Below are 17,797 nucleotides of genomic sequence, written 5' to 3'. Positions count from 1 at the left end.
AGGTGACCAAGCTGGGGAACGCTGATGGCTTACTCATATACTGAGAAAAAACGTATCCGCAAGGACTTTAGCAAGTTGCCGGACGTCATGGATGTGCCGTACCTCCTGGCCATCCAGCTGGATTCGTATCGTGAATTCTTGCAAGCGGGAGCGACTAAAGATCAGTTCCGCGACGTGGGCCTGCATGCGGCCTTCAAATCCGTTTTCCCGATCATCAGCTACTCCGGCAATGCTGCGTTGGAGTATGTCGGTTATCGCCTGGGCGAACCGGCGTTTGATGTTAAAGAATGCGTGTTGCGTGGTGTGACTTACGCCGTACCTTTGCGGGTAAAAGTTCGTCTGATCATTTTCGACAAAGAATCGTCGAACAAAGCGATCAAGGACATCAAAGAGCAAGAAGTCTACATGGGTGAAATCCCCCTGATGACTGAGAACGGTACCTTCGTAATCAACGGTACCGAGCGTGTAATCGTTTCCCAGCTGCACCGTTCCCCTGGCGTATTCTTCGACCACGACCGTGGCAAGACGCACAGCTCCGGTAAGCTGCTGTACTCCGCGCGGATCATTCCTTACCGCGGTTCGTGGCTGGACTTCGAGTTCGACCCGAAAGACTGCGTGTTCGTCCGTATCGACCGTCGCCGCAAGCTGCCTGCGTCGGTTCTGCTGCGCGCGCTGGGTTACACCACTGAAGAAGTGCTGGATGCTTTCTACACCACCAACGTATTCCACGTGAAAGGCGAGAGCCTGAGCCTGGAACTGGTGCCTCAGCGCCTGCGTGGTGAAATTGCCGTTCTGGACATCCAGGATGACAAGGGCAAGGTTATTGTCGAGCAGGGTCGTCGTATCACCGCTCGCCACATCAACCAGCTGGAAAAAGCCGGTATCAAAGAGCTGGATGTACCTCTGGACTACGTCCTGGGGCGTACCACCGCCAAGGCTATCGTGCACCCGGCTACTGGTGAAATCCTGGCAGAGTGCAACACCGAGCTGAATACCGAGATCCTGGCAAAAATCGCCAAGGCCCAGGTTGTTCGCATCGAAACGCTGTACACCAACGACATCGACTGTGGTCCGTTCGTTTCTGACACTCTGAAGATCGACTCCACCAGCAACCAATTGGAAGCGCTGGTCGAGATCTATCGCATGATGCGTCCTGGCGAGCCGCCAACCAAAGATGCTGCCGAGACTCTGTTCAACAACCTGTTCTTCAGCCCTGAGCGCTATGACCTCTCCGCCGTTGGCCGGATGAAGTTCAACCGTCGTATCGGTCGTACCGAGATCGAAGGTTCGGGCGTCCTGTGCAAAGAGGACATCGTTGCCGTACTGAAGACTCTGGTCGACATCCGTAACGGTAAAGGCATCGTCGACGACATCGACCACCTGGGTAACCGTCGTGTTCGTTGCGTAGGCGAAATGGCCGAGAACCAGTTCCGCGTTGGTCTGGTGCGTGTAGAGCGTGCGGTCAAAGAGCGTCTGTCGATGGCCGAAAGCGAAGGCCTGATGCCGCAAGACCTGATCAATGCCAAGCCAGTGGCTGCGGCAGTGAAAGAGTTCTTCGGTTCCAGCCAGCTGTCGCAGTTCATGGACCAGAACAACCCGCTCTCCGAGATCACCCACAAGCGTCGTGTCTCCGCACTCGGCCCAGGTGGTCTGACCCGTGAGCGTGCAGGCTTCGAAGTTCGTGACGTGCACCCGACTCACTACGGTCGTGTATGCCCGATCGAGACGCCGGAAGGTCCGAACATCGGTCTGATCAACTCCCTGGCGGCCTATGCGCGCACCAACCAATACGGCTTCCTCGAGAGCCCGTACCGTGTGGTGAAAGACGCCCTGGTCACTGACGAGATCGTGTTCCTGTCCGCCATCGAAGAGGCCGATCACGTGATCGCCCAGGCTTCGGCGACCATGAACGACAAAGGTCAGCTGATCGATGAGCTGGTGGCTGTTCGTCACTTGAACGAATTTACCGTCAAGGCGCCGGAAGACGTCACCTTGATGGACGTTTCGCCGAAGCAGGTAGTTTCGGTTGCAGCGTCGCTGATTCCGTTCCTCGAGCACGACGACGCCAACCGTGCGTTGATGGGTTCCAACATGCAGCGTCAGGCTGTACCGACCCTGCGTGCTGATAAGCCGCTGGTAGGTACCGGCATGGAGCGCAACGTTGCCCGTGACTCCGGCGTTTGTGTCGTGGCTCGCCGTGGCGGCGTGATCGACTCGGTCGATGCCAGCCGTATCGTGGTTCGTGTTGCGGATGACGAAGTTGAGACTGGCGAAGCCGGTGTTGATATCTACAACCTGACCAAGTACACCCGCTCCAACCAGAACACCTGCATCAACCAGCGTCCGCTGGTGAGAAAGGGTGATCGGGTTCAGCGCAGCGACATCATGGCCGACGGCCCGTCCACCGATATGGGTGAGCTGGCTCTGGGTCAGAACATGCGTATCGCGTTCATGGCATGGAACGGCTTCAACTTCGAAGACTCCATCTGCCTGTCCGAGCGTGTGGTTCAGGAAGACCGCTTCACCACGATCCACATTCAGGAACTGACCTGTGTGGCCCGTGACACCAAGCTTGGCCCAGAGGAAATCACTGCAGACATCCCGAACGTGGGTGAGGCTGCACTGAACAAGCTGGACGAAGCCGGTATCGTTTATGTAGGTGCTGAAGTTGGCGCAGGCGACATCCTGGTCGGTAAGGTCACTCCGAAAGGCGAGACTCAGCTGACTCCGGAAGAGAAACTGCTGCGCGCGATCTTCGGTGAAAAAGCCAGCGACGTTAAAGACACCTCCCTGCGTGTGCCTACTGGTACCAAAGGTACTGTCATTGACGTACAGGTCTTCACTCGTGACGGCGTTGAGCGTGATGCTCGTGCACTGTCCATCGAGAAGAGCCAGCTCGACGAGATCCGCAAGGATCTGAACGAAGAGTTTCGCATCGTTGAAGGCGCAACCTTCGAGCGTCTGCGCTCCGCTCTGGTCGGCCATAAAGCCGAAGGCGGCGCCGGTCTGAAGAAAGGTCAGGAAATCACCGACGAAGTTCTCGACGGTCTTGAGCATGGCCAGTGGTTCAAACTGCGCATGGCTGAAGATGCTCTGAACGAGCAGCTCGAGAAGGCTCAGGCCTACATCGTTGATCGCCGCCGTCTGCTGGACGACAAGTTCGAAGACAAGAAGCGCAAACTGCAGCAGGGCGATGACCTGGCTCCAGGCGTGCTGAAAATCGTCAAGGTCTACCTGGCAATCCGTCGTCGCATTCAGCCGGGCGACAAGATGGCCGGTCGTCACGGTAACAAGGGTGTGGTCTCCGTGATCATGCCGGTTGAAGACATGCCGCACGATGCCAATGGCACCCCGGTCGACGTGGTCCTCAACCCGCTGGGCGTACCTTCGCGTATGAACGTTGGTCAGATTCTCGAAACTCACCTGGGCCTCGCGGCCAAGGGTCTGGGCGAGAAGATCAACCGCATGGTTGAAGAGCAGCGTAAGGTGGCAGAACTGCGCACCTTCCTGGATGAGATCTACAACCAGATCGGTGGTCGTAACGAAGACCTGGACAGCTTCTCCGATCAGGAGATTCTGGATCTGGCGAACAACCTGCGCGGCGGTGTGCCTATGGCCACTCCGGTGTTCGACGGCGCCAAGGAAAGCGAAATCAAGGCGATGCTTAAACTGGCGGACCTGCCAGAGAGCGGCCAGATGCAGCTGACCGACGGCCGTACCGGCAACAAGTTCGAGCGTCCAGTTACCGTTGGCTACATGTACATGCTGAAACTGAACCACTTGGTAGACGACAAGATGCACGCTCGTTCTACCGGTTCGTACAGCCTGGTTACCCAGCAGCCGCTGGGTGGTAAGGCGCAGTTCGGTGGTCAGCGTTTCGGGGAGATGGAGGTCTGGGCACTGGAAGCATACGGTGCTGCATACACTCTGCAAGAAATGCTCACAGTGAAGTCGGACGATGTGAACGGTCGTACCAAGATGTACAAAAACATCGTGGACGGCGATCACCGTATGGAGCCGGGCATGCCCGAGTCCTTCAACGTGTTGATCAAAGAAATTCGTTCCCTCGGCATCGATATCGATCTGGAAACCGAATAACACGTGACGCGAATCGAGAGCGGGGCAGGATTGCCCGCTCTCTGCTCCGCCAGGAGGAAAGGCCTTGAAAGACCTACTGAATTTGCTGAAAAACCAGGGTCAAGTCGAAGAGTTCGACGCTATCCGTATTGGATTGGCCTCGCCTGAGATGATCCGTTCTTGGTCGTTCGGCGAAGTTAAAAAGCCGGAAACCATCAACTACCGTACGTTCAAGCCTGAGCGTGACGGCCTGTTCTGCGCCAAGATCTTTGGCCCGGTAAAGGATTACGAGTGCCTGTGCGGTAAGTACAAGCGCTTGAAGCATCGCGGCGTGATCTGCGAGAAGTGCGGCGTTGAAGTTGCACTGGCCAAGGTTCGTCGTGAGCGCATGGCGCACATCGAACTGGCTTCGCCGGTTGCCCACATCTGGTTCCTGAAATCGCTGCCGTCCCGCATCGGCTTGCTGATGGACATGACCCTGCGTGATATCGAGCGCGTTCTCTACTTCGAGAGCTACGTTGTTATCGATCCAGGCATGACCACCCTGGAAAAGGGTCAGTTGCTGAACGACGAGCAGTACTTCGAGGCGCTGGAAGAGTTCGGTGATGACTTCGACGCCCGCATGGGTGCCGAGGCTGTCCGCGAGCTGCTGCACGCTATCGACCTGGAGCACGAGATTGGCCGTCTGCGTGAAGAGATTCCGCAAACCAACTCCGAAACCAAGATCAAGAAGCTGTCCAAGCGTCTGAAGTTGATGGAAGCCTTCCAGGGTTCCGGCAACCTGCCAGAGTGGATGGTGTTGACCGTTCTGCCGGTTCTGCCGCCAGATCTGCGTCCACTGGTTCCGCTGGATGGCGGTCGCTTTGCGACTTCCGACCTCAACGACCTGTATCGTCGAGTGATCAACCGTAACAACCGCTTGAAGCGCCTGCTTGATCTGTCCGCTCCGGACATCATCGTGCGCAACGAAAAGCGTATGTTGCAGGAAGCTGTCGATGCACTGCTCGACAACGGCCGTCGTGGCCGTGCTATCACCGGTTCCAACAAGCGTCCTCTGAAATCCCTGGCTGACATGATCAAGGGTAAGCAAGGTCGTTTCCGTCAGAACTTGCTCGGTAAGCGTGTTGACTACTCTGGTCGTTCGGTAATTACCGTAGGTCCGACCCTGCGTCTGCACCAGTGCGGTCTGCCGAAGAAGATGGCTCTCGAGCTGTTCAAGCCGTTCATTTTCGGCAAGCTGGAAATGCGTGGTCTCGCTACCACCATCAAAGCCGCCAAGAAGATGGTCGAGCGCGAGCTGCCGGAAGTTTGGGACGTTCTCGCTGAAGTGATTCGCGAACACCCAGTGCTGCTCAACCGTGCACCGACCCTTCACCGTCTGGGTATCCAGGCGTTTGAACCGGTACTGATCGAAGGTAAGGCTATCCAGCTGCACCCTCTGGTCTGTGCTGCGTACAACGCCGACTTCGACGGCGACCAAATGGCCGTGCACGTACCGCTGACGCTGGAAGCCCAGCTGGAAGCGCGTGCGTTGATGATGTCGACCAACAACATTCTGTCGCCAGCCAACGGTGAGCCAATCATCGTTCCGTCGCAGGACGTTGTATTGGGTCTGTACTACATGACCCGTGAAGCGATCAACGCCAAGGGCGAAGGTCGTGTGTTCGCCGACCTGCAGGAAGTCGACCGCGTATTCCGCGCCGGCGAAGCAGCCCTGCACGCCAAGATCAAGGTTCGTATCAACGAAACCGTTAACGATCGTGATGGCGGCAGCGTCAGCGCTACCCGTATCGTCGACACCACTGTCGGCCGTGCGCTGCTGTTCCAGGTTGTGCCGAAAGGTCTGTCGTTCGACGTCGTCAACCTGCCGATGAAGAAGAAGGCGATCTCCAAGCTGATCAACCAGTGCTACCGCGTGGTAGGTCTGAAAGAGACCGTAATCTTCGCTGACCAGTTGATGTACACCGGTTTCGCTTACTCGACCATTTCCGGCGTTTCCATCGGTGTTAACGACTTCGTTATCCCGGATGAAAAAGCCCGCATCATCGGTGCAGCCACCGACGAAGTGAAAGAAATCGAGAGCCAGTACGCCTCCGGCCTGGTAACCCAGGGCGAGAAGTACAACAAGGTGATCGACCTTTGGTCGAAAGCCAACGACGAAGTATCCAAGGCGATGATGGCCAACCTCTCGAAAGAGAAAGTCATCGACCGCAATGGCGACGAAGTCGAGCAAGAATCGTTCAACTCGATGTACATGATGGCTGACTCGGGTGCGCGGGGTTCCGCTGCACAGATCCGCCAGCTGGCCGGTATGCGTGGTCTGATGGCCAAGCCGGACGGCTCCATCATCGAAACGCCGATTACTGCGAACTTCCGTGAAGGTCTGAGCGTACTCCAGTACTTCATCTCGACTCACGGTGCTCGTAAAGGTCTGGCGGATACCGCGTTGAAAACTGCGAACTCCGGTTACCTGACTCGTCGTCTGGTAGACGTGGCGCAGGATCTGGTTGTAACCGAGATCGATTGCGGCACCGAACACGGCCTGCTGATGACTCCGCACATTGAAGGCGGTGACGTTGTAGAGCCACTGGGTGAGCGCGTATTGGGTCGTGTTATCGCCCGTGACGTATTCAAGCCGGGTACCGAGGACGTCATCGTTCCTGCTGGCACTCTGGTAGACGAGAAGTGGGTTGAGTTCATCGAGCTGAACAGCATCGATGAAGTGATCGTGCGTTCGCCGATCAGTTGCGAAACCCGCTACGGCATCTGCGCCAAGTGCTACGGTCGTGACCTGGCTCGCGGCCACCTGGTGAACATTGGTGAAGCGGTAGGCGTAATTGCTGCCCAGTCCATCGGTGAGCCGGGTACCCAGCTGACCATGCGTACGTTCCACATCGGTGGTGCGGCAAGCCGGACCTCGGCAGCGGACAGCGTACAGGTGAAGAATGGCGGTACCGTCCGTCTGCATAACCTGAAGCATGTTGAGCGTGTTGACGGTCACCTGGTAGCTGTATCCCGTTCTGGCGAGCTGGCAATTGCCGACGACTTCGGTCGTGAGCGCGAGCGCTACAAGCTGCCTTACGGTGCTGTGATTTCGGTGAAGGAAGGCGATAAGGTCGACGCTGGTGCCATCGTGGCCAAGTGGGATCCGCACACTCACCCAATCGTTACCGAAATGAAAGGTACCGTGACCTACGTGGGCATGGAAGAAGGCATCACGATCAAGCGTCAGACTGACGAATTGACCGGTATGACCAACATTGAAGTACTTGACGTCAAAGACCGTCCAGCTGCCGGTAAGGACATTCGTCCAGCGGTGAAGATGGTGGGTATGGATGGCAAGGATCTGCTGCTGCCAGGTACTGACGTACCGGCCCAGTACTTCCTGCCGGCTAACGCACTTGTAGGTGTTGCTGACGGTGCGCAGATTGCGATCGGTGATGTTATCGCTCGTATTCCGCAAGAGACTTCGAAGACCCGTGACATCACCGGTGGTCTGCCGCGTGTTGCCGACTTGTTCGAAGCTCGTCGTCCGAAAGAGGCCTCGATTCTGGCTGAAGTCAGCGGCACCATCGCGTTCGGTAAAGAGACCAAAGGCAAGCGCCGCCTGGTCATTACCCCGAACGACGGTAGCGATCCGTATGAGGAGCTGATTCCGAAGTGGCGTCACCTGAACGTCTTCGAAGGCGAACAAGTGAACCGCGGCGAAGTTATCTCCGACGGCCCGAGCGATCCACACGACATCCTGCGTCTGCTGGGTGTAAGTGCGCTGGCCAAGTACATCGTCAACGAGATCCAGGACGTTTACCGTCTGCAAGGCGTGAAGATCAACGATAAGCACATCGAGACCATCCTGCGTCAGATGTTGCGTAAGGTTGAGATTGCCGAGTCTGGCGACTCCAGCTTCATCAAGGGCGACCAGATGGAACTGACTCACGTACTGGTAGAAAACGAGCGTCTGAGCGCTGAAGACAAGTTCATCTCCAAGTTCACCCGCGTATTGCTGGGTATTACTAAGGCGTCCTTGTCCACTGAGTCGTTCATCTCGGCGGCCTCTTTCCAAGAGACCACTCGTGTACTGACCGAAGCGGCAGTGACCGGCAAGCGTGACTACCTGCGCGGCCTGAAGGAAAACGTGGTTGTGGGTCGTCTGATCCCGGCCGGTACCGGCCTGGCTTACCACAGCGAGCGCAAGCGTCGTCGTGATGCAGACAAGCCTCTGCGCGTAAGCGCGAGCGAAGTCGAAGCAGCACTGACTGAAGCGCTGAACTCCAGCGGTAACTGAGGTCTGCAATAGATTGAGATGGGGCCCCGGTTTTTCCGATTGAGAATCGAGACACTTTTTGTCGAGGTTCGCTGATCGGGGAGCCCGGGGCCTTGCCTTGACTGGGGGCAAGATCCTCTTTAGACTCTTGTACCCCTAAATTTGGTGGAGCTTGTGCTCTGCCATTTTGTTTATGTCGAAAGACAACAGTGGAGCTAGTAGATGGCAACTATCAACCAGCTGGTACGTCAGCCGCGTAAGCGTATCGTCGAGAAATCCGACGTGCCTGCGCTGCAGAACTGCCCGCAACGTCGTGGCGTGTGCACTCGCGTGTATACCACTACGCCGAAAAAACCTAACTCGGCACTGCGTAAAGTATGCCGTGTGCGTCTGACCAACGGTTTCGAGGTTTCCTCGTATATCGGTGGTGAGGGCCACAACCTGCAAGAGCACAGCGTCGTACTGATTCGTGGCGGCCGTGTAAAAGACTTGCCAGGTGTTCGTTACCACACCGTTCGCGGCTCCCTGGATACCTCCGGCGTTAAAGGTCGTAACCAAGGTCGTTCGAAGTACGGTACCAAGCGTCCGAAGTAATCGGCCGTTTTGCAGTTTTTAATTATATTGAGTCGATAAGAGTAAGGTCGGGCACGCGTCCATTGGATCAACTGTCCCGAGCTAACCTGAAGACCGTTTGAGGGCTTATCAATGCCAAGACGTCGCGTAGCAGCCAAACGTGAGATTCTGGACGATCCGAAATACGGAAGCCAGATCCTCGCCAAGTTCATGAACCACGTAATGGAAAGCGGTAAGAAAGCCGTTGCCGAGCGTATCGTTTATGGCGCGCTGGAAAAAGTTAAAGAGCGCAAGAACAGCGATCCCCTGGAAATCTTCGAGAAAGCTCTCGACGCCATCGCTCCGCTGGTCGAAGTGAAGTCGCGCCGTGTAGGCGGTGCTACTTACCAGGTTCCGGTCGAAGTTCGTCCGTCCCGTCGTAACGCTCTGGCAATGCGCTGGTTGGTAGACTTCGCCCGCAAGCGCGGCGAGAAGTCTATGGCTCTGCGTTTGGCTGGCGAACTGCTGGACGCTGCCGAAGGCAAAGGTGCTGCAGTTAAGAAGCGTGAAGACGTTCACCGTATGGCTGAAGCCAACAAGGCTTTCTCGCACTACCGCTTCTAATCTCAGCATCATTCATTTTGCGAGGGCTTTATGGCTCGTACTACAGCAATCAACCGCTACCGTAACATCGGTATCTGTGCCCACGTTGACGCGGGCAAGACTACCACTACCGAGCGGATCCTGTTTTACACAGGTCTCAGCCATAAGATGGGTGAGGTGCATGACGGCGCTGCTACCACCGACTGGATGGTGCAGGAGCAGGAGCGGGGTATTACCATTACCTCCGCTGCTGTAACTACCTTCTGGAAAGGTTCGCGCGGCCAATACGATAACTATCGTGTAAACGTTATCGATACCCCTGGCCACGTAGACTTCACCATCGAAGTAGAGCGTTCGCTGCGCGTACTCGACGGCGCGGTCGTTGTGTTCTGCGGTACTTCCGGTGTTGAGCCTCAGTCTGAAACCGTATGGCGTCAAGCCAACAAGTACGGCGTTCCACGTGTTGTTTACGTGAACAAGATGGACCGTGCCGGCGCTAACTTCCTGCGTGTTGTTGGTCAGATCAAAAACCGCCTGGGTCACACCCCGGTTCCGGTTCAGCTGGCTATCGGCGCTGAAGATAACTTCGAAGGTCAGGTTGATCTGATCAAGATGAAGGCTATCTACTGGAACGACGACGACAAGGGTACTACCTATCGCGAGGAAGAAATTCCTGCCGATATGCTGGACCTGGCTAACGAGTGGCGCTCCAACATGGTTGAAGCCGCTGCTGAAGCCAACGAAGAGTTGATGAACAAGTACCTTGAAGAGGGTGACCTGACTCCAGAAGAGATCAAGGCTGGTCTGCGTGCGCGCACCCTGGCTAGCGAAATCGTTCCGGCTGTCTGCGGCTCTTCGTTCAAGAACAAGGGTGTTCCCCTGGTTCTCGACGCCGTTATCGACTTCCTGCCTGCACCTACCGAGATCCCGGCGATCAAAGGTATCCATCCGGATCTCATCGAGAAGCCGAAGGATGAGCTGGTAGAGGCGGATTACGACGAGCGTCACGCTGATGATGCTGAACCGTTCTCGGCTCTGGCATTCAAGATCGCTACCGACCCGTTCGTTGGTACTCTGACTTTCGTGCGCGTTTACTCGGGCTTCCTGAGCTCGGGCGACTCCGTGATCAACTCGGTCAAGGGCAAGAAAGAGCGCGTTGGTCGTATGGTGCAGATGCACGCCAACCAGCGTGAAGAGATCAAGGAAGTACGTGCAGGCGATATCGCTGCCCTGATCGGCATGAAGGACGTCACCACTGGTGACACTCTGTGCGATCTCGATAAGCAGATCATTCTTGAGCGTATGGACTTCCCTGAGCCTGTGATTTCGGTAGCGGTAGAGCCGAAAACCAAACAGGACCAGGAAAAGATGGGTATTGCACTGGGCAAGCTGGCTCAGGAAGACCCGTCGTTCCGCGTCAAGACCGACGAAGAGACCGGTCAGACCATCATTTCCGGTATGGGTGAGCTGCACCTGGACATCCTCGTTGATCGCATGAAGCGCGAGTTCAACGTCGAAGCCAACATCGGCAAGCCGCAGGTTTCGTACCGCGAGAAGATCAGCAAGAGCAACGTCGAGATCGAAGGCAAGTTCGTTCGTCAATCCGGCGGTCGCGGTCAGTTCGGTCACTGCTGGATCCGTTTCTCGGAGCCGGACGTCGACGCGAACGGCAACATCACCGAAGGTCTGGTCTTCACCAACGAAGTTGTTGGTGGTGTGGTTCCTAAGGAATACATCCCGGCTATCCAGAAGGGTATCGAAGAGCAGATGAAGAACGGCGTCGTTGCCGGTTATCCGCTGATCGGCCTGAAGGCTACCGTGTTCGATGGTTCCTACCACGACGTCGACTCCAACGAGATGGCGTTCAAGGTGGCGGCCTCCATGGCGACCAAGCAGCTGGCCCAGAAGGGTGGCGGCGTTGTGCTCGAGCCGATCATGAAGGTTGAAGTAGTAACCCCAGAGGACTACATGGGTGACGTGATGGGTGACCTGAACCGTCGTCGTGGTCTGATTCAGGGTATGGATGACTCGGTGTCCGGCAAGGTTATCCGTGCTGAAGTTCCACTGGGTGAAATGTTCGGTTATGCAACTGACGTTCGTTCCATGTCTCAGGGTCGCGCGAGCTACTCCATGGAATTCTCCAAATACGCCGAAGCTCCGTCGAACATCGTCGAAGCTCTCGTTAAAAAACAAGGCTGATTCAGTCTCCCCTTTAGGCTAGGAGTTAATTGTCGTGGCTAAAGAAAAATTTGAACGTAACAAACCGCACGTCAACGTTGGCACTATCGGTCACGTTGACCACGGTAAAACCACTCTGACTGCTGCTCTGACTCGCGTTTGCTCCGAAGTTTTCGGTTCGGCTCGTGTTGACTTCGACAAGATCGACAGCGCTCCAGAAGAAAAAGCTCGTGGTATCACCATCAACACTGCACACGTAGAGTACGATTCGCACATTCGTCACTACGCGCACGTTGACTGCCCAGGTCACGCCGACTACGTCAAAAACATGATCACCGGTGCTGCCCAGATGGACGGCGCGATCCTGGTTTGCTCGGCTGCCGATGGTCCGATGCCACAAACTCGTGAGCACATCCTGCTGTCCCGTCAGGTAGGCGTTCCGTACATCGTTGTCTTCCTGAACAAGGCTGACATGGTTGACGACGCTGAGCTGCTGGAACTGGTTGAGATGGAAGTGCGCGATCTGCTGAGCACTTACGACTTCCCGGGTGATGACACTCCGATCATCATCGGTTCGGCTCTGATGGCCCTGAACGGCCAAGACGACAACGAAATGGGTACCACCGCTGTTAAGCGTCTGGTAGAAACTCTGGACACTTACATCCCAGAGCCAGAGCGTGCAATCGACAAGCCGTTCCTGATGCCAATCGAAGACGTATTCTCGATCTCCGGTCGTGGCACCGTGGTAACTGGTCGTGTTGAGCGTGGCATCGTTCGCATCCAGGAAGAAGTTGAGATCGTTGGTCTGCGCGATACTCAGAAGACTACCTGCACCGGCGTTGAAATGTTCCGCAAGCTGCTCGACGAAGGTCGTGCTGGCGAGAACTGCGGCGTTCTGCTGCGTGGTACCAAGCGTGACGACGTTGAGCGTGGCCAGGTTCTGGTTAAGCCAGGCACCGTTAAGCCGCACACCAAGTTCACCGCTGAAGTTTATGTTCTGAGCAAGGAAGAAGGCGGCCGTCATACTCCGTTCTTCAAAGGCTACCGTCCACAGTTCTACTTCCGTACTACTGACGTGACTGGTAACTGCGAGCTGCCAGAAGGCGTTGAAATGGTAATGCCAGGTGACAACATCCAGATGACTGTCACTCTGATCAAAACCATCGCGATGGAAGATGGTCTGCGTTTCGCTATCCGTGAAGGCGGTCGTACCGTCGGCGCCGGCGTCGTAGCCAAAGTTATCGAGTAATCGACGACTCATGAAGAAGCCCCCGCTTGCGGGGGCTTTTTTATTGGGTTGACACTCTGTGGGGCCGTCTATAGAATTGCGCCTCCTTTTAACGGGCGTATTGCGCCCGGTGGGAATAGCAGCCTGGAGTCTGAAATCCAATGCAAAATCAGCAAATCCGTATCAGGTTGAAGGCTTTCGACCATCGCCTGATCGACCAATCCACCCAGGAAATCGTGGAAACCGCGAAACGTACTGGTGCTCAAGTGCGTGGTCCAATTCCACTGCCTACCCGTAAAGAGCGGTTCACCGTTCTGGTCTCCCCGCACGTCAACAAAGACGCGCGTGACCAGTACGAGATCCGTACTCATAAGCGCGTACTGGACATCGTCCAGCCAACGGATAAAACCGTTGATGCTCTTATGAAGCTTGATCTTGCGGCAGGTGTGGAAGTGCAGATCAGCCTCGGCTAAGACTCGGTCTTAGTCGTGTAACGCTCTGAAATGGGCGGCCATAGCGGGTGAAAGCCCCGTACACTCATGAGGTTTACAACATGACTATTGGTGTAGTCGGTCGTAAATGCGGTATGACCCGTATTTTCACCGAAGAAGGTGTCTCCATTCCGGTCACGGTCATTGAGATCGAGCCGAATCGCGTCACCCAGTTCAAAACTGAAGAAACCGATGGCTATCGTGCAGTGCAAGTCACTGTAGGTGAGCGTCGTGCTTCGCGCGTGACTGCTGCTCAAGCAGGTCACTTCGCTAAAGCGAACGTTGCTGCCGGTCGTGGCGTTTGGGAATTCCGTCTTGAAGAAGGCGAGTACCAAGCTGGCGATCTGATCAATGCAGAAATCTTCGCAGCTGGCCAACTGGTAGATGTTACCGGTCAGTCGAAAGGTAAAGGCTTCGCCGGTACCATCAAGCGTTGGAATTTCCGCGGTCAAGATAACACCCACGGTAACTCCGTTTCCCACCGCGTCCCGGGCTCTATTGGCCAGTGCCAGACTCCTGGTCGTGTATTCAAGGGCAAAAAAATGTCCGGTCATATGGGCGCTGAGCGCGTGACCGTGCAGTCCCTGGAAGTAGTGCGCGTCGACGCTGAACGCAATCTGTTGTTGGTCAAGGGTGCTGTTCCTGGCGCTACTGGCGGCAACCTGGTTGTACGTCCGGCGGCCAAGGCTCGCGGTTAAGGGGAAGCTGACATGCAATTAAATGTAAATGACGCTCAAGCGATCGAAGTTTCCGAACTGACATTTGGCGGCGAATTCAACGAGACGCTGGTTCACCAAGCAGTCGTGGCCTACATGGCTGGCGGCCGTCAAGGTAGCAAGCAGCAAAAGACCCGTTCCGACGTTTCCGGTGGCGGCAAGCGCCCATGGCGTCAGAAAGGTACTGGCCGTGCTCGTGCCGGTACTATCCGTAGCCCAATCTGGCGTGGCGGCGGTACCACTTTCGCAGCTCGTCCTCAGGATCACTCCCAGAAGCTGAACAAGAAGATGTATCGCGCAGCAATGCGTTCCATCCTTGCTGAGCTGGTGCGTACTGATCGTCTGGTCGTGGTTCAGGATTTCGCTGTTGAAACTCCGAAAACCAAAGATCTGCTGGGCAAACTGAACAACATGAGCCTGACCGACGTTCTGATCGTGTCGGACGCTGTTGATCAGAACCTGTACCTGGCTGCTCGTAACCTGCCACACGTTGATGTTCGTGACGTGCAAGGTTCCGATCCAGTTAGTCTGATCGCATACGACAAAGTGTTGATCACTGTGTCGGCCGTGAAGAAATTCGAGGAGCTGCTGGGATGAACCAGGAACGCGTATTTAAAGTTCTGCTTGGCCCGCACGTTTCCGAGAAGGCTACGGTTCTGGCAGACAAGAAAGGCCAGTTCGTTTTCAAGGTTGCTACTGACGCAACCAAGCTGGAAATCAAGAAGGCCGTCGAAAGCCTGTTCAGCGTGAAAGTGGAGCGCGTTACTACCCTGAACGTTCTGGGTAAGAGCAAGCGTACCGCTCGCGGTCTGGGCAAGCGTAATGACTGGAAGAAGGCAGTTATCTCCCTTCAGCCAGGCCAAGATCTCGATTTCAGCAGCAGTGCTGAGTAAGGAAGGGGTGCATCATGGCAATCGTTAAATGCAAACCGACTTCCCCTGGCCGCCGTTTTGTGGTCAAGGTGGTCAACCAGGAGCTGCATAAAGGCGCTCCTCACGCACCGCTGCTCGAGAAGAAATCGAAGTCTGGTGGTCGTAACAACAATGGCCGCATTACCACTCGTCACGTTGGTGGTGGTCATAAGCAGCATTACCGTCTGGTCGACTTCCGTCGCAACGACAAAGATGGCATCGCTGCCACTGTCGAGCGTATCGAATACGATCCAAACCGTACTGCTCACATCGCTCTGCTGCTGTACGCAGATGGCGAGCGTCGCTACATCATCGCGCCTAAGGGCGTGAGCGCTGGCGACCAGCTGATCGCAGGTGCTCTGGCACCGATCAAGCCGGGCAACGCTCTGCAACTGCGCAACATTCCAGTTGGTAGCACCGTACACGGCATCGAACTGAAGCCAGGTAAAGGCGCGCAAATCGCTCGTTCGGCTGGTGCTTCGGCTCAGCTGGTCGCTCGTGAAGGCGTCTACGTGACCCTGCGTCTGCGTTCTGGTGAGATGCGTAAAGTGCTGGCTGAATGCCGTGCGACCCTGGGCGAAGTCTCGAACTCCGAGCACAGCCTGCGTTCGCTGGGTAAAGCTGGTGCCAAACGCTGGCGTGGCGTTCGCCCAACCGTTCGTGGTGTTGCCATGAACCCGGTTGACCACCCACATGGTGGTGGTGAAGGTCGTACCTCTGGTGGTCGTCATCCGGTATCGCCATGGGGCTTCCCGACTAAGGGCGCGAAGACTCGTGGTAATAAGCGTACCGACAAAATGATCGTCCGTCGTCGCAAGTAAATAGAGGGATACGACAGTGCCACGTTCTCTGAAAAAAGGTCCTTTTATTGATCTTCACCTACTGAAGAAGATCGAAGTGGCGGCGGAAAAGAACGATCGCAAACCAGTTAAGACCTGGTCGCGCCGTTCCATGATCCTGCCACAAATGGTCGGTCTGACCATCGCTGTGCATAACGGTCGTCAACATGTTCCAGTTCTCGTGAACGAAGACATGGTCGGCCACAAACTGGGCGAGTTCGCCGGTACCCGTACATATCGCGGGCACGTGGCTGACAAGAAAGCCAAGCGTTAAGGGGTAAGGAATGATGGAAGTAGCCGCTAAGTTGTCGGGCGCTCGAATCTCCGCCCAGAAAGCCCGCTTGGTCGCCGACCAGATCCGCGGGAAGAAGGTGGGCGAAGCGCTCAACCTGTTGGCTTTCAGCAGTAAGAAAGCCGCCGAGATCATGAAGAAAGTGCTGGAGTCGGCCGTAGCCAACGCCGAGCATAACGAAGGCGCAGACGTTGATGACCTGAAGGTCTCCACCGTTTTCGTCAACGAAGGGCGTTCGCTGAAGCGCATCATGCCACGTGCCAAAGGCCGTGCTGATCGCATCGTCAAGCGGTCTTGCCATATCACTGTCAAGGTTGCTGACAAGTAACGGAGTCGAAGAGATGGGTCAGAAAGTACATCCCATTGGCATTCGCCTGGGAATCGTCAAGGAGCACACCTCCGTCTGGTACGCAGACGGTCGGACTTATGCGGACTATTTGCTCGCAGATCTGAATGTGCGTGAGTATCTCCAAGACAAACTAAAAAGCGCGTCCGTAAGCCGTATCGATATCCATCGTCCGGCTCAAACTGCACGCATCACCATCCACACCGCTCGTCCCGGCATCGTGATCGGCAAGAAAGGTGAAGATGTTGAGAAGCTGCGTCAGGACCTGACCAAGCAAATGGGTGTGCCTGTGCACATCAATATCGAAGAGATCCGCAAGCCGGAGCTCGACGGTATGCTGGTTGCGCAGAGCGTAGCTCAGCAGCTGGAGCGTCGCGTAATGTTCCGTCGTGCTATGAAGCGCGCTGTACAGAACGCCATGCGCATTGGTGCCAAAGGCATCAAAATCCAAGTGAGCGGTCGTCTCGGCGGTGCTGAAATCGCACGTACTGAATGGTATCGCGAAGGTCGTGTGCCACTGCACACCCTGCGTGCCGATATCGACTATGCCACCTACGAAGCTCACACCACTTATGGTGTGATCGGTGTGAAGGTTTGGATCTTCAAAGGCGAAGTAATTGGTGGTCGCCAAGAAGAGCTGAAGCCGCAAGCACCTGCGCCTCGTAAAAAAGCTGCTAAGTAAGGGGTACGCCAAATGTTGCAACCAAAGCGTACGAAGTTCCGCAAGCAAATGACCGGCCACAACCGTGGTCTGGCATTGCGCGGTAGCAAAGTCAGCTTCGGCGAGTTCGCGCTGAAGTCTGTTGCTCGTGGTCGTCTCACCGCTCGTCAGATCGAGTCAGCGCGTCGTGCTCTGACCCGTCACGTAAAACGTGGTGGCAAGATCTGGATCCGTGTATTCCCGGACAAGCCTATTTCCAAGAAGCCACTCGAAGTTCGGATGGGTAAAGGTAAGGGTAACGTCGAATACTGGGTTGCCCAGATTCAGCCAGGCAAAGTCCTGTATGAAATCGAGGGTGTTTCTGAAGAGCTGGCGCGTGAGGCTTTCGCCCTGGCTGCTGCAAAGCTGCCGCTCGCCACCTCCTTTGTTAAGCGGACGGTGATGTGATGAAAGCGAATGAACTTCGTGAAAAATCCGCACAGCAGCTGAACGAGCAACTGCTCGGCCTGCTGCGCGACCAGTTCAATCTGCGTATGCAGAAAGCAACTGGCCAGTTGGGGCAGTCTCATCTGCTCTCGCAAGTTAAGCGTGACATCGCTCGCGTGAAGACTGTGCTCAACCAGCAGGCAGGTAAGTAAT

The 17,797-nt window shown here is 55.8% G+C and carries 16 protein-coding genes; all 16 read left to right on the top strand.

The features are described from left to right. The first annotated feature begins 24 nt into the window (after positions 1-24). The 16 genes from rpoB (at position 25) to rpmC (ending at position 17,796) form a co-directional block, all read left to right on the top strand. On the top strand, positions 25-4,098 hold the full coding sequence (gene rpoB / locus ACMGF8_RS01700; RefSeq protein ID WP_016968678.1) for a DNA-directed RNA polymerase subunit beta: 4,074 nt from the start codon (positions 25-27) through the stop codon (positions 4,096-4,098). A 64-nt stretch (positions 4,099-4,162) separates the two neighbouring features. Then, on the top strand, positions 4,163-8,362 hold the full coding sequence (gene rpoC / locus ACMGF8_RS01695) for a DNA-directed RNA polymerase subunit beta' (protein ID WP_102865259.1): 4,200 nt from the start codon (positions 4,163-4,165) through the stop codon (positions 8,360-8,362). A gap of 201 nt (positions 8,363-8,563) precedes the next feature. Next, positions 8,564-8,935 (top strand): 30S ribosomal protein S12, encoded by a 372-nt coding sequence (gene rpsL / locus ACMGF8_RS01690; RefSeq protein WP_003186084.1) that lies wholly within the window; start codon positions 8,564-8,566, stop codon positions 8,933-8,935. A 111-nt stretch (positions 8,936-9,046) separates the two neighbouring features. After that, positions 9,047-9,517 carry a 30S ribosomal protein S7 gene (rpsG, locus tag ACMGF8_RS01685; RefSeq protein WP_007925959.1) on the top strand — a complete coding sequence of 157 codons (471 nt, stop codon included), beginning with the start codon at positions 9,047-9,049 and terminating at the stop codon, positions 9,515-9,517. Positions 9,518-9,547: 30 nt separating this feature from the next. Next, complete coding sequence (fusA, locus tag ACMGF8_RS01680) at positions 9,548-11,695, top strand: elongation factor G (RefSeq protein WP_102865260.1); 2,148 nt, start codon at positions 9,548-9,550, stop codon at positions 11,693-11,695. A 34-nt stretch (positions 11,696-11,729) separates the two neighbouring features. Then, complete coding sequence (gene tuf, locus ACMGF8_RS01675) at positions 11,730-12,923, top strand: elongation factor Tu (RefSeq protein WP_060841339.1); 1,194 nt, start codon at positions 11,730-11,732, stop codon at positions 12,921-12,923. Between the two features lie 140 nt (positions 12,924-13,063). Beyond that, the gene (gene rpsJ / locus ACMGF8_RS01670) at positions 13,064-13,375 is read left to right on the top strand and encodes a 30S ribosomal protein S10 (RefSeq protein ID WP_003186070.1); all 312 of its coding nucleotides are present in this window, start codon (positions 13,064-13,066) and stop codon (positions 13,373-13,375) included. An 80-nt stretch (positions 13,376-13,455) separates the two neighbouring features. Next, positions 13,456-14,091: a 50S ribosomal protein L3 gene (gene rplC, locus ACMGF8_RS01665; RefSeq protein WP_007924205.1), complete on the top strand. Its 636-nt coding sequence runs from the start codon at positions 13,456-13,458 to the stop codon at positions 14,089-14,091. 12 nt (positions 14,092-14,103) lie between these two features. Then, entirely contained in the window at positions 14,104-14,706 is a 603-nt protein-coding gene (rplD, locus tag ACMGF8_RS01660; protein WP_007924200.1) for a 50S ribosomal protein L4, read from the top strand. Next, complete coding sequence (gene rplW / locus ACMGF8_RS01655; RefSeq protein WP_002555488.1) at positions 14,703-15,002, top strand: 50S ribosomal protein L23; 300 nt, start codon at positions 14,703-14,705, stop codon at positions 15,000-15,002. Before rplD ends, rplW begins: the two co-directional genes overlap by 4 nt. Before the next feature lie 14 nt (positions 15,003-15,016). Next, positions 15,017-15,841 (top strand): 50S ribosomal protein L2, encoded by an 825-nt coding sequence (gene rplB / locus ACMGF8_RS01650; protein ID WP_011063775.1) that lies wholly within the window; start codon positions 15,017-15,019, stop codon positions 15,839-15,841. Positions 15,842-15,857: 16 nt separating this feature from the next. Further along, on the top strand, positions 15,858-16,133 hold the full coding sequence (gene rpsS, locus ACMGF8_RS01645) for a 30S ribosomal protein S19 (protein ID WP_002555486.1): 276 nt from the start codon (positions 15,858-15,860) through the stop codon (positions 16,131-16,133). Positions 16,134-16,146: 13 nt separating this feature from the next. Then, positions 16,147-16,479, top strand: a complete 333-nt coding sequence (gene rplV, locus ACMGF8_RS01640; protein WP_003103908.1) for a 50S ribosomal protein L22 — start codon at positions 16,147-16,149, stop codon at positions 16,477-16,479. A 13-nt stretch (positions 16,480-16,492) separates the two neighbouring features. Beyond that, positions 16,493-17,179 (top strand): 30S ribosomal protein S3, encoded by a 687-nt coding sequence (gene rpsC, locus ACMGF8_RS01635; RefSeq protein ID WP_007924192.1) that lies wholly within the window; start codon positions 16,493-16,495, stop codon positions 17,177-17,179. 12 nt (positions 17,180-17,191) lie between these two features. Next, entirely contained in the window at positions 17,192-17,605 is a 414-nt protein-coding gene (rplP, locus tag ACMGF8_RS01630) for a 50S ribosomal protein L16 (RefSeq protein WP_003228729.1), read from the top strand. Beyond that, the gene (gene rpmC, locus ACMGF8_RS01625) at positions 17,605-17,796 is read left to right on the top strand and encodes a 50S ribosomal protein L29 (RefSeq protein ID WP_002555481.1); all 192 of its coding nucleotides are present in this window, start codon (positions 17,605-17,607) and stop codon (positions 17,794-17,796) included. Before rplP ends, rpmC begins: the two co-directional genes overlap by 1 nt. Position 17,797 lies beyond the last annotated feature (1 nt).

The organism is Pseudomonas sp. BNK-7 (genome assembly GCF_048072025.1).
Lineage (GTDB): Bacteria > Pseudomonadota > Gammaproteobacteria > Pseudomonadales > Pseudomonadaceae > Aquipseudomonas > Aquipseudomonas danubii.
Note: the sequence above shows the minus strand (reverse complement) of the source record. Positions and strands in the feature narration are given on the sequence as shown.